Consider the following 12894-nt stretch of genomic DNA (forward strand, 5'->3'; position numbering starts at 1 on the left):
AATCGTTCAGCCTTATAAGCAAAGGATTTTTAACTAAACCCGCACGTTAACGTTTTTTCTTTTTACGACCCGGTTGGGTAAATTTTTTACGTGTAGGGTTTTCAGGTTTCGCCTTTGGCTTATTCCCTGTATTTTGTTTGGCTCCACCACCATTTTTACTGGTTGCTTGGGTCTTTGCCTGTTTTTTCGGTTTAATATCCGATTCTGATTTTTCCATCATATCAAATAATTCAATCAGTTCGTCTGCTGTTAAGTCACGCCACTCTCCAACTGGAAGCCCTGTTAACCGAACATTCATAATACGAATACGTTCAAGCTTAGTCACTTCAAAACCAAAGTGCTCACACATCCGCCTAATTTGACGATTCAGACCTTGCACCAAGGTAATACGGAACACAAAAGGCGCTTCTTTTTTCACCTTACATTTCTTAGTCATCGTACCTAAGATGGGGACTCCGGCTCCCATGCCTCGAATAAAATCATCTGTAACGGGTTTATTCACCGTAACTAAATATTCTTTCTCGTGAGAATTCCCGGCACGTAAAATTTTATTAACCAGATCACCGTGATTAGTCAAAAAAATCAGCCCTTGAGAGTCTTTATCTAGACGCCCAATAGGGAAAATTCGCGTGCTATGGTTAACATAGTCAACAATATTGTCTTTTTCGCCGCTTTCCGTGGTACTGACAATCCCCACTGGTTTATTCAACGCAATTAATACTAAATCATCTTCATTACGCGGTTCAATCAATTGGCCATTAACTTTAACCACATCACCTGCAAAAACTTGGTCACCGATGGCTGCACGTTTACCATTAATAAAGACATTGCCTTGCTCAATATAACGATCAGCTTCACGTCGTGAACAAATACCACTTTCACTAATATATTTGTTTAGACGTGTAGAAGAACGAGTGTCCATAATTTACCTCAATCATTTGTGCCCCACCGCGCCATCGTTGTTAGTTTTGGTTGTGTGAAAGCAACGTTTAATTATTAAACTATTTAAATCGATAATATAATAAAAAGCCGTAACACAATAATTTTGTTACGGCTTTTTATTCACTAAGGTTAGTAAACCCTTAGCTGATACTTTGACCCACTAACGTTTTTTAAGATGTTGCATCAAACGCTTACGTTTACGTAATTGGGTTGCAGTTAGTTTATTTTTCTTATCTGCATATGGGTTTTCACCCTCTTTAAACAGAATACGAATTGGCGTCCCCATCACTTGCAGTGAGCGACGGAAATAATTCATTAGGTAGCGTTTATAGCTATCAGGCAAATCCGACACTTGGTTACCATGGATCACCACTATCGGTGGGTTATGCCCCCCTGCGTGTGCATATTTCATTTTAACTCGACGGCCACGAATCAACGGCGGCTGGTGTTCGTCTTCCGCCATATTCATAATTCGAGTTAACAATGCCGTTCCCACACGACGCGTAGCGGATTCATAAGCCTCTTGCACCGATTCAAATAAATTACCTACACCGCTACCATGCAACGCTGAAATAAAGTGAATACGTGCAAAGTCAACAAAACCAAGACGTAACTCTAGCATGTCTTTTACATGTTCACGGTCTTCTGGTTTCATGCCATCCCATTTGTTAACCGCAATCACCAGTGAACGCCCAGCATTTAAAATAAAGCCAAGTAACGATAAATCTTGGTCTGAGATACCTTCTCTTGCGTCAATCACTAGCAACACAACGTTTGCATCTTCGATTGCTTGCAGTGTTTTAATTACAGAGAATTTTTCTACTGTTTCCGTTACTTTCCCACGTTTACGCACGCCCGCAGTATCAATCAGAATGTACTCACGGTCATCGCGTTCCATTGGAATATAAATACTGTCACGGGTTGTACCCGGCATATCAAACACAACAACGCGATCTTCACCTAGGATACGATTTGTGAGTGTTGATTTACCCACATTTGGGCGACCCACAATCGCTAATTTGATGGGTAATGTGGTTGGGTCAAAATCGTCTTCTTCATCTTCAGCAAGTTGGCCTTCTGCTTCTAACTCAGCCCAGTAAGCCGCATTTGCTTCTTCTTCCGTTAACTCAACTTGCTCTTCTTCTTCACCAATAAACGGTTTCAAAGATTGTTCAATTAATTGTGTTACACCACGACCGTGGGAGGCAGCAATGGGGTGTATTTCCCCTAACCCAAGCGAATAAAAATCACCAACTGCGGTATTTACATCAATACCATCAGTTTTATTTGCCACTAAGTAAGTTTTTTTCTTGCGGCTACGAAGATGTTTGGCAATTCCTTCATCTGCTGGCATCAACCCGGCTCTCGCATCGACCATGAACAATACAATGTCAGCTTCTTCAATGGCTTGTAAGGACTGTGCGGCCATATGCGTTTCTACGCCTTCCTCAGTCCCATCGATACCACCCGTGTCAATAATAATAAACTCATGCCCTTCCACTTCGGCACGACCATATTTGCGATCACGAGTCAGACCGGGAAAGTCCGCTACTAATGCGTCACGGGTACGGGTTAAACGGTTAAATAACGTGGATTTTCCTACGTTTGGACGCCCTACCAGCGCTACGACGGGTATCATTCTTAGATGCCTCACAACTTTTATTAACTAAAGGAATTCTGAAGCTTTCACTCAGAAAACAAAAAACGAACGGCTCCTGTCATCAGGAACCGTTGATTTTATCGATAAATTGTCGGTTTGTCAGAAAATTAACGCGTTAACAGATAAACTGTTCCGTTTTTCGTCTGAACCATTAGTTTATCACTTGCAACAACAGGGCGACTGTGAATACCGGAGCTGTTTAATTTATTTTGAGCAACAAACTCACCCGTATTCATATCTAACCAATGTAAGTAGCCTTCTTTGTCACCGACAACAATATAACCATTAAACATTTCAGGTGCTGACAAACCACGGTTTAGTAAGTCTTCTTGTGTCCACAATGTCACACCATCACTTTTACGGACGGACAACACGCGGTCATTTTGGTCAACGAGATACAGGTTTTCACCTGACATCACCATATCATTAATTGAACCTAGTTCGCGTTTCCATAAAATTTGGCCTGAGCGCATATCAAGTGATGCTAATGTGCCATTATAAGCAATCGCATAGACTTTGCCGTCATCAATAATCGGTGTCATATCGACATCATTCAAACGGCCGATCTCTGTTGAACTAGTGACTTGAGAAATGCGTTGTTGCCAAATCAGTTGCCCTTGTGATAATAAAACGGCGTTTACACGCCCGTTATCACCACCAACAATTGCGGCCCCAAATGCGACCGCTGGTGCAGATTCACCACGTAAAGACAGTGATGGCGTGTCCATGTTAACAGTCCACTTGATTTCACCACTATTTACATCTAACGCTTGCAATTGGCCATTGCTAGTATGAATAACGACTAAATCGTTACTAACAACCGGTTTAGAAAGGGCTTCACCAGCAACTTCAACATCCCAAATAACTTGACCATCTTCTTTGTTTAAGGCAATAACGGTACCACGCTCAGTACCAATAAAGATTTTATCGCCATCAACAGTTAAACCACCTGATAATAACGCGGATAAATTCGCAGAAAGGAAACCGGTACGCTTGGACAAGTCAACAGACCAAATCTCTTTACCACTGTCTAGCTCAAATGCTTTCACTAAACCTTTACGGTCTGCCGCATAAACAGCTGAGCCATCCCAAGCAGGCGATAACTCGGAGTAAAATTGTTCAACGCCATTACCAACAGATTTATCCCAAACAATTGATGGGGTAAATTGATTCTCAACCTGCGGAAGTGGCGCCATAATGATAGAATCAGTTTCGCTGGAACAACCGGCAAGTAAAGCTGAAGCGACTAGGCCAACCAAAAGAGTTTTGCGCAACTGCATGTTTGTCGTTTCCTTTCTTCTTATGAATTAGATACGTTGTTCAATTTCAGAGTTAAAATACCTCTAAGAGATTGAGAACCTTCACTTTCTAGCCCCTGAGTGTATGCGGCTTTTGCACCAGCTTTATCACCCTTATGGAGTAAAGCATCACCACGGACATCCTGTGCCGTCGCTTGCCATGACTTACCTTTGATATTCGTAATAGATGCTATCGCACCATCAGCATTACCTTGAGCCAATTGTACACGAGCCAAACGCAAGTTAATTAAATCTTGCATATCAACCGTTTTCGCTTTAGCTAATGCATTAGTTAGCGCAGTTTGTGCATTCGCTAAGTCGCCTTTATCAACGGCGATTTGCGCTAACTCTAGCCCCATCATTGCGCTGTAAACATCATCAGTTTCAGCAGCAAATTTTTGCGCGGCAACGATACTTTGTTCTGAGCCTGAACGCAGTTGAGTGCTCACTGTTTCAAATTTTTGGGCGCTTTCTTGCAATATATTGGTTTTATGTGACTGCCAGTAATTCCAACCAAATACACCACCAACACCAATAACAAGACCAACAACTAATGCAACACCGTTGTTAGCAAAAAAGCGTTTGATCGCATCAACTTGATCATTTTCGTTTGTATAGACTTCCACTTGTCTCTCCTTAACCTAATAGCTCAGCGATGCGAGATGCCATTAGTTGCTGTGAAATAGTTTCTTGTGCGCCTGTGCGCAAATCTTTCAAGGTTACTTGACCATTAGTCATTTCGTCTTCCCCCAAGATCAAAGCAATTTTAGCGCCTTGTTTATCTGCTCTTGCTAACTGTTTCTTGAAGTTCCCACCGCCGTGGTTAGCCATTAATCTCAAAGTAGGTAGTTCATCACGTACTTTTTCAGCCACCAATAAGGCAGCTTGTTGGCAATTTTCACCAAAAGACGCTAAATACACGTCAGCCACTGAAGTGTCTGCGGTAAATGCTGGATTCACTTCTTGGACTAGCAACACCATGCGTTCCATACCCATGGCAAAACCAACAGCTGGGGTAGCTCTGCCGCCTAATTGCTCGACAAGGCCATCGTAGCGGCCACCGGCACAGACTGTACCTTGAGAGCCTAGTGCCGTTGTAACCCATTCAAATACAGTACGGTTATAGTAATCAAGACCACGAACTAAACGCTGATTAACACGATATTTGATACCCGCAGTATCTAATAGTTTACACAAACCATCGAAGTGTTCACGTGATTCGACATCAAGGTAATCAAACAGTTCAGGTGCATCATTCAATAACGTTTGCACCCCTTGATTTTTAGAGTCCAAAACGCGAAGTGGGTTAGTGTACATCCGGCGTTTACAATCCTCATCCAGCTTATCTTTATGTTGCTCTAAAAATGCAACCAAAGCCTCACGATAATTTGCACGCGCGTCTAACGAACCAATTGAGTTTAGTTCTAGCGTCACATGTTCGCTTATACCTAATGCTTTCCACCAACGCGCTGTCATTAGGATCATTTCGGCATCGATGTCTGGCCCACTCAAACCAAATACCTCTGCACCTAATTGGTGAAACTGGCGGTAACGCCCTTTTTGAGGGCGCTCATAGCGAAACATTGGCCCTAAATACCACAAACGTTGTTCCTGATTGTACAGCAAACCATGCTCAATACCTGCGCGGACACAGCCTGCGGTATTTTCTGGGCGTAATGTCAGACTTTCTTCATTACGGTCATTGAAGGTATACATTTCTTTTTCAACGACATCCGTCACTTCACCAATCGCTCTACGAAATAGCGGGGTCTGCTCTACAATCGGGGTACGTATTTCACTAAAACCATAACCCTGTAAAATATTTTTCAATGTTGCTTCGATTTTTTGCCATACACGCGTGTCAGCTGGTAAGTAATCATTCATGCCGCGAATGGCTTGGATATTTTTTCCCACTTTATTTCTCTATTTTCAGAATTACATAAGTTTGATTATAAGAGCGAAATATCATCAGGTTCAATCAACAAACACCAATTACTGATACGAATCGGGAATTATCTGTTTATTTGCCCGATGAGTGTTCGATTTTAGAAAAAAACACGGATAATTAACACCATTAATAGCCTGATAAATGTAAAAACTGGCTCTATACGAGCCAGTTTATTTACCTAATTAATTTTTTAGGTTAATTTCGATCCGGTTACTCTCATCCATCATCGCCGCTTTAGCACGGATTTTCGCTTCAAGTTGGTCAATAATATTATCATTATCAAAGCGTTCTTTTTGCCGCTTACCATCTTCATAGAAACCGCTTTTAGTTTTCGCCCCTGCAACACCAAGTGTTGAAACTTCGGCTTCACCTGGGCCATTAACCACACAACCGATGATCGAGACATCCATTGGCGTAATAATGTCTTCTAGACGTTGTTCTAAAGCATTAACGGTCCCAATGACGTCAAACTCTTGACGTGAACAGGTTGGGCAAGCAATAAAGTTGATACCGCGAGAGCGAATTCGTAATGATTTTAGAATATCAAAACCGACTTTTACTTCTTCAATTGGGTCTGCGGCTAATGAAATTCGCAAGGTATCACCAATACCTTCCGACAATAACATACCTAAGCCAATTGCAGATTTAACCGAGCCTGAACGTGCGCCACCAGCTTCGGTGATCCCCAAATGTAAGGGTTGATCAATTTTATTTGCCAATAAGCGATAAGACCCCACGGCTAAAAAGACATCAGAGGCTTTCACGCTGATTTTGAACTGATCAAAGTTCAGTCTATCCAAAATATCCACATGGCGCATCGCTGATTCGACTAGCGCTTCTGGTGTAGGCTCGCCGTATTTTTCTTGAATGTCTTTCTCAAGGGAACCACCATTAACACCGATTCGAATGGGGATATTGTAGTGACGTGCACAATCAACAACTTGGCGTATTCTTTCTTCGCTACCAATATTACCTGGATTAATGCGCAAGCAATCAACGCCGTATTCTGCAACTTTAAGGGCAATGCGATAATCAAAATGAATATCTGCCACTAATGGCACATTGACCTGCTGCTTAATCAATTTAAATGCTTCAGCTGCATCCATAGTGGGGACTGAAACACGAACAATATCTACGCCAACGCGTTCAAGGGATTTAATTTGCTGTACCGTTGCATCAACATCCGTTGTGCGGGTATTCGTCATTGATTGAACTGCGATGGGTGCGCCATCGCCTATAGGCACATTGCCTACGTTAATTCGAGTGGATTTACGTCTTTTTATCGGTGATTCATTATGCATTTTTCTTTAATTCTCCGAACGTCCATGTGCTCTTTTATACCGTGTTATAGTGTTAACAATTTCGTCTTACTGGTTTCACTATACACAAGAAAGCAAACTATAAACTATCATAAAAGATGTTTTCGGATATAGTTTGCCTCTTTTTATTCGTCATACTTTAAGCTTCAGGTAATTTCAATTTAGCAGGGCGTTTCGCTTTGATGAAACGGCTTAAATCCACCGCATTACCTTGGAATTGTACTGTGACATTCGCAGGGGCACCAATATTTAAGCGATAAGGCTGTGCGCCATCGAGTTCGAGCTTATCACCATTATTTTTAGTACCACTAAATAAGATTTTATTATTCGCATCACGAATTTCTAACCAGCACTGCCCCGTGAAATTTAACACTAGCGCACTACTGCTAACAGGTGCAATTTCTGTATTTTCAGCCGAATGCGTTCGGTCTAACGCATTCGTTGTTTGGGCCGCATTCGGTAGTGGAATAGTCTTCACTGGCGCATTTTCTTCCACTGGATTAACCGATGAAGGAGCCGCAGTCGACGGTTGCTGAGCCAATGTTTCTGGGGTATTTTCTAATATTGCAGCCCCGATAGGTGCTTCACCTGTAGGACTTGGTAAGTCAACAGGGGTTGTATTGTTATCTTGCTGAGACAATATCAAATCGTTCTGACTCGCCATCGAGACTAACTCGTCTTTTTGCGCGTTGTGATCCTGCCACCACCAGATACCGACCATCGCAATCAGTACAATTACGATTAACCAAGTCAGTTTCATTAACCAGCCTTCACGTTTTTTACGTCGTTTGCCTAGTGAGTAGCTTTGCATTGGAGAAACTTTTGCTAACGGAACAGGCTCTTCCGTTTTCATTAAGTCTTTAATTTCGCTTTCAGCCACACCCACCATACGTGCGTATAGACGAATATAACCGCGTAAAAATGTAGGTTCCACGCCAGCGGGGGGAATATCTTGTTCTATCTCATTTACCGTACTTACTTTGAGACATAATCGTTCTGCGACAATATCTTGTGTTAACCCCATGCGCTCACGAGCTTGCACCAATAATTGTCCTACAGTCACAGTGGTTTGTTCGGTATTATTTTCGATAGTCATTTGCTGGCAACACTATTTCCAAGTTAAAAAAATATAAAGCAACTATTCAGTAGCTTTATTCGTCAGAATTTATCATAGTTTTGAAACAACAGTTAAATTTATCATATTGCTTCAACTATTGTAGGTGAACAAAGACGTTTTGCCTAACTGTAAAACGCCTCGAAACATAACCTAACTCACTGATTAGATAATATCTATAAATCAGACTGTTTTTACCTTGATAGGTTCCCCTGCTATACGTTTTTTCAAAGTCCTTTTTGTCCTATCGATCACATCACCCGCTAACTGGCCACATGCTGCGTCAATATCATCACCACGAGTCTTACGGACTATCGTTGTAAAACCATATTCCATCAGCACCTTAGAGAAACGGTCTATCCGGCTATTTGAGCTGCGACCATATGGTGCACCAGGGAATGGGTTCCATGGGATCAAGTTGATTTTACTTGGTGTGTTTTTTAAACATTCCGCCAGTTGATGTGCTTGTTCAACACTGTCATTAACGTGATCTAACATCACATACTCAACCGTAACCCGCCCAGCATTTGCATTCGATTTTGTTAAATAGCGGTTTACACTGTTGAGGAATGTTTCAATGTTATATTTCTTATTGATTGGAACAATATCATCACGAATATCGTCTGTCGGAGCATGTAATGAGATGGCTAAGGCAACATCTATCATATCGCCTAGTTTATCCAAAGCAGGTACAACACCCGATGTTGAAATCGTAACTCGGCGCTTAGATAAACCAAAACCGAAATCATCTAACATAATTTCCATGGCTGGGACCACATTGTTCAGATTCAGTAATGGCTCGCCCATTCCCATCATAACAACGTTAGTGATTGGACGACGACCACTGGATTTCAACGAACCAATAATTTTCGCCGCTCGCCATACTTGACCAATGATTTCTGAAACACGCAAGTTACGGTTGAACCCTTGCTGTGCCGTAGAACAAAATTTACATTCCAGCGCACAACCAACTTGTGAAGAAACACACAACGTTGCACGGTCTGCTTCTGGGATATAAACCGTCTCAACCAACTGATCTCCTACTTTTATCGCCCATTTAATGGTGCCATCAGATGAACGTTGTTCCTCAGATACTTCAGGAGCACGGATTTCCGCGACTTCTTTCAGTTTTGCTCTCAGGACTTTATTAATATCGGTCATTTGATCGAAATCATCATAGCAATAGTGATAAATCCACTTCATGACCTGATCCGCACGGAAAGGTTTCTCACCCATCTGTGCAAAAAATTCACGCATCTGTTTGCGATTTAAATCAAGTAAATTCGTTTTTGGGTTCGTTTTTTCTGGTGTGACAGAAATAGCGGAAGAAGTTGCACATTGTGCAGCTGTCGTCATATCAGACATGATGTATTGCCTCGTTATTACACTTTCGGCAGTGCTAACATTTATTATAGCACGACGTAATTTTGCAGTCTTAAAAAGATAATCGCCCCGCTAATAATAGCAGGGCGTCGCATTGTACAAACTTTACAACAATAATGCTAATGCATTATGTAAAGTGTATTAGCGTGGGCAAATTTCGTCAGCAGTGAAGAAATACGCGATTTCACGTGCAGCAGATTCTTCAGAGTCTGAACCGTGAGTTGCATTTTCAGTGAAGCTGTCAGCGTAGTCTGCACGTAAAGTCCCCGCTAATGCGTTATCTGGGTTAGTTGCGCCCATCAGGTCACGGTGACGTTGAATTGCATTTTCGCCTTCTAACACTTGCAGCATGATTGGGCCTGAAGTCATAAATTCAACCAGACCTTCAAAGAAAGGACGACCTTTGTGTTCAGCGTAGAAGCCTTCAGCTTGCTCACGAGTTAAATGCATCATTTTAGCAGCAACGATAGAAAAACCTGCGCTTTCGAAACGGTTGTAGATAGCACCGATGACGTTTTTCTTCACAGCGTTTGGTTTAATAATAGAAAATGTACGTTGAACAGTCATAAATAACCTCTTAGCGATTTATTAGGCCTTTATTCTTTGCTCTTCCCTGTAAGTTAGGATTCAAGAACGTGAAATAGGGGCATGTTGTAGTTTTTTATATTATTTCTATTTCTGATATTAGGTTTTTAGGCTTTAAAATTAAGCACACCTAGGAAAAAGAAAAATAAGGCGATGATTATAGGGGCTCTGATTACAATTTCCTACAGTCACATCAACATTTTGTTAAACTTTTTATAGCAAAAAACACTATTTTTTCGGGTAAGTCACGTTTTTCAACTATTATCGAACTCTAAAGTTAATTGCCGCCACTTGACCGCTTAGATCTAATACAGAAACTTGGTAGCTCCCTGCTTTATCAAGTGTCAGCAAAATTGAACCATTTTGCTCTGTCGTGTTAACTTGCTCGCCATTTAGGAACCACCATTTTTCACCCTGCCCACCTTGAGTGACGAGACGTAAATCCAAGCTCGTTTTCCCGGGTAAACGTTGTAAAACTTCGCTATCACGCACGCCTGAAATTAATAAGGGTGGCATTTCCAATTTGAGGGGTGGGCAAGTTAGGTCTACTTTTGGTAAACGATTAACTCGTTTCTCACTTGCTGGTAACCATGACTCTACCGTAATGGGCCATAAGTGGACTTCTTTTTCTTGCGAATTCGGGCAATCGGCTGCGACTTGTAACCCTTTGTCATTAACCCAGACTTTTTGTCTTAAACCTAATAACGATTCTTGGTCCCTCGCCATCAAGGTTGGCGGGATGGTATTATCCAAAATCCAACTTAACCGCCGTTGACGGCAATTACTGTCGTCTTTCAATAATGATGTCCCTCCCGGCCAACAAATCACAGCTTGGCTGACACTGGCGGGTTTAATATCTTTTGGCAACGGTTGATGGGATGAATATATTTTACTCAGCAACATGGCATTTACTTGGTTCATTATCGGAATCGCGGTCGCAAAACCCAACTGCCCCGCCACGGGTGTCGCATCAGGACGCCCAACCCAAACACCGATAGTATAACGTGGATTAACCCCTATCGCCCATGCATCACGATAGCCATAGCTAGTCCCTGTTTTCCAAGCTAAATTCAATTGTCCTGATAAATTCTCATCAGGCACTGGGCGTGCTTCTCCCCCCATAATGCGTCGCACTATCCATGCCGCCCCCGGTGACATTAGTACCCTATCTCGGATTTGATCTGACGGTTTAAACCGCAAAGGTGAGACATGACCTTTGCGGGCAAATGCACTATACGCAGAGACTAAATCTTCCATGCGAGTTGCAGTTCCGCCTAAGATCAACGATAAGTTAGGTTCGCTTCCCAATGGGAAACGTAACTCAGTTCCAACATTACATAATTGCGCTGTAAAACGTTTACTACCGTAGATATCCAATAACTGGACTACCGGTAAATTTAAGGAACGAACCAGCGCATCACTCACACTGACTGGGCCATTAAAACCACTGTCAAAATTTCCCGGTCGATAATCATTAAACCGCCTTGGAACATCTTGTAAGAGTGATTCTGCGTGAATTAAGCCTTCGTCCATCGCTAACCCATATAAAAAAGGTTTCAGCGTAGACCCCGGTGAACGCCATGCACTAATCATATCGACGTGACCAAAACGGCTATCATCTAAGAAATCGATTGACCCAATATAGGCTTTTACACTCATATCAGTATGATCAACCACCAAAATCCCCAGCGAAGTTTGCTTGGGCAATTGGTTTTTCCAATTCATAGCCATATCTTCCAATTGCCTTTGCAAACTGGCATCAATGGTAGTTTCAATAATTGGTTCTTGGGTGTCTTTAGTGACTCGTCGAGCCAATAGAGGAGCCAAATGCGGGTTTTTCCGCGGTGCTAACCAAATTTGTTCTTGTTTAATATCAGCAACTTTTTCCGCACTCCATACTTGGTATTCTTCTAGCCTATCCAGCACTTTATCACGAGCAGCTTGCGCTCTTTCTGGGTATCTGTCTGGTCGTAAACGGCTTGGAGCCTGAGGTAAAACCGCAAATAATGCAGCTTCACTTGCCGTTAATTTGGCAGGGGCTTTGTTTAAATAGACCCAGCTAGCAGCCCCAATACCTTCTATCGTCCCACCGTATGGTGCGCGATTTAAATACATCTCAAGAATTTCGTCTTTAGAATAATGATATTCAAGTTGAGTGGTACGCCAGAGTTGTTTTAATTTTCCGCCAAGCGTTCTTTCGTGAGGGTCGATTAGCCTAGCAACCTGCATGGAGATAGTACTCCCACCGGACACGATACGACCTGAACTCACCAACTGCCCCGCTGCTCTTACTAATGAAAACGGGTTTACCCCAGGGTGACGATAAAAATAACGGTCTTCATAGGTTAACAATGCTTCGATAAAATCCGGCGAAACCTCTTCCAACTGGACAGGAAAACGCCAAATCCCTTCTTTATCCGCAAAGCGCCATAAAGGCGTTCCGTCCGCCGCCACGACTGTTCGTGCCATTTCTATTTTTTTAATTGGCAAAGGCCAAATCTTGTCTGCAATAAAAAATAGTAATGGCAGAAAAATAACTAACAGTAACAGTGTAAAGGTGGTGCGACGTAACCATTTTTTCATTGATGGATGTACCAAGATGATGAAATAAAAAAGCCCTTATATCTTAACTCCAATATAAGGGC

At 42.2% G+C, this 12894-nt stretch carries 10 protein-coding genes; all 10 read right to left on the reverse strand.

Annotation, left to right across the window (positions count from 1 at the left end):
• Window positions 1-46: 46 nt before the first annotated feature.
• The gene (gene rluF, locus ACIPUA_RS10935; RefSeq protein ID WP_048607837.1) at window positions 47-922 is read right to left on the reverse strand and encodes a 23S rRNA pseudouridine(2604) synthase RluF; all 876 of its coding nucleotides are present in this window, start codon (window positions 920-922) and stop codon (window positions 47-49) included.
• 180 nt (window positions 923-1102) lie between these two features.
• A complete protein-coding gene (gene der, locus ACIPUA_RS10940) occupies window positions 1103-2581 on the reverse strand; it encodes a ribosome biogenesis GTPase Der (protein ID WP_042844616.1) in 1479 nt (492 codons plus the stop codon).
• Between the two features lie 128 nt (window positions 2582-2709).
• Window positions 2710-3882, reverse strand: coding sequence for an outer membrane protein assembly factor BamB (bamB, locus tag ACIPUA_RS10945; RefSeq protein WP_042844617.1), 1173 nt, complete (start codon window positions 3880-3882; stop codon window positions 2710-2712).
• Between the two features lie 20 nt (window positions 3883-3902).
• Window positions 3903-4526 carry a YfgM family protein gene (locus tag ACIPUA_RS10950; protein ID WP_042844619.1) on the reverse strand — a complete coding sequence of 208 codons (624 nt, stop codon included), beginning with the start codon at window positions 4524-4526 and terminating at the stop codon, window positions 3903-3905.
• Between the two features lie 10 nt (window positions 4527-4536).
• Window positions 4537-5814: a histidine--tRNA ligase gene (gene hisS / locus ACIPUA_RS10955; RefSeq protein ID WP_042844621.1), complete on the reverse strand. Its 1278-nt coding sequence runs from the start codon at window positions 5812-5814 to the stop codon at window positions 4537-4539.
• 216 nt (window positions 5815-6030) lie between these two features.
• Window positions 6031-7149 (reverse strand): flavodoxin-dependent (E)-4-hydroxy-3-methylbut-2-enyl-diphosphate synthase, encoded by a 1119-nt coding sequence (ispG, locus tag ACIPUA_RS10960; protein ID WP_042844622.1) that lies wholly within the window; start codon window positions 7147-7149, stop codon window positions 6031-6033.
• Between the two features lie 157 nt (window positions 7150-7306).
• A complete protein-coding gene (rodZ, locus tag ACIPUA_RS10965; protein ID WP_042844624.1) occupies window positions 7307-8263 on the reverse strand; it encodes a cytoskeleton protein RodZ in 957 nt (318 codons plus the stop codon).
• A gap of 201 nt (window positions 8264-8464) precedes the next feature.
• Window positions 8465-9646, reverse strand: a complete 1182-nt coding sequence (locus ACIPUA_RS10970; RefSeq protein WP_042844625.1) for a bifunctional tRNA (adenosine(37)-C2)-methyltransferase TrmG/ribosomal RNA large subunit methyltransferase RlmN — start codon at window positions 9644-9646, stop codon at window positions 8465-8467.
• A gap of 159 nt (window positions 9647-9805) precedes the next feature.
• Window positions 9806-10231, reverse strand: a complete 426-nt coding sequence (gene ndk / locus ACIPUA_RS10975) for a nucleoside-diphosphate kinase (RefSeq protein WP_042844627.1) — start codon at window positions 10229-10231, stop codon at window positions 9806-9808.
• Between the two features lie 279 nt (window positions 10232-10510).
• Entirely contained in the window at window positions 10511-12832 is a 2322-nt protein-coding gene (pbpC, locus tag ACIPUA_RS10980; protein WP_449059663.1) for a peptidoglycan glycosyltransferase PbpC, read from the reverse strand.
• Window positions 12833-12894: the final 62 nt, after the last annotated feature.

It is taken from the genome of Providencia sp. AGC89 (assembly GCF_053543535.1).

Bases quoted from the DNA above. Each gene is read 5' to 3' on its own strand.
- ndk (WP_042844627.1), bottom strand. From the start codon at position 10,231: ATGACTGTTCAACGTACATTTTCTATTATTAAACCAAACGCTGTGAAG.
- ACIPUA_RS10970 (WP_042844625.1), bottom strand. From the start codon at position 9,646: ATGTCTGATATGACGACAGCTGCACAATGTGCAACTTCTTCCGCTATT.
- der (WP_042844616.1), bottom strand. From the start codon at position 2,581: ATGATACCCGTCGTAGCGCTGGTAGGGCGTCCAAACGTAGGAAAATCC.
- rodZ (WP_042844624.1), bottom strand. From the start codon at position 8,263: ATGACTATCGAAAATAATACCGAACAAACCACTGTGACTGTAGGACAA.
- rluF (WP_048607837.1), bottom strand. From the start codon at position 922: ATGGACACTCGTTCTTCTACACGTCTAAACAAATATATTAGTGAAAGT.
- ispG (WP_042844622.1), bottom strand. From the start codon at position 7,149: ATGCATAATGAATCACCGATAAAAAGACGTAAATCCACTCGAATTAAC.
- pbpC (WP_449059663.1), bottom strand. From the start codon at position 12,832: ATGAAAAAATGGTTACGTCGCACCACCTTTACACTGTTACTGTTAGTT.
- bamB (WP_042844617.1), bottom strand. From the start codon at position 3,882: ATGCAGTTGCGCAAAACTCTTTTGGTTGGCCTAGTCGCTTCAGCTTTA.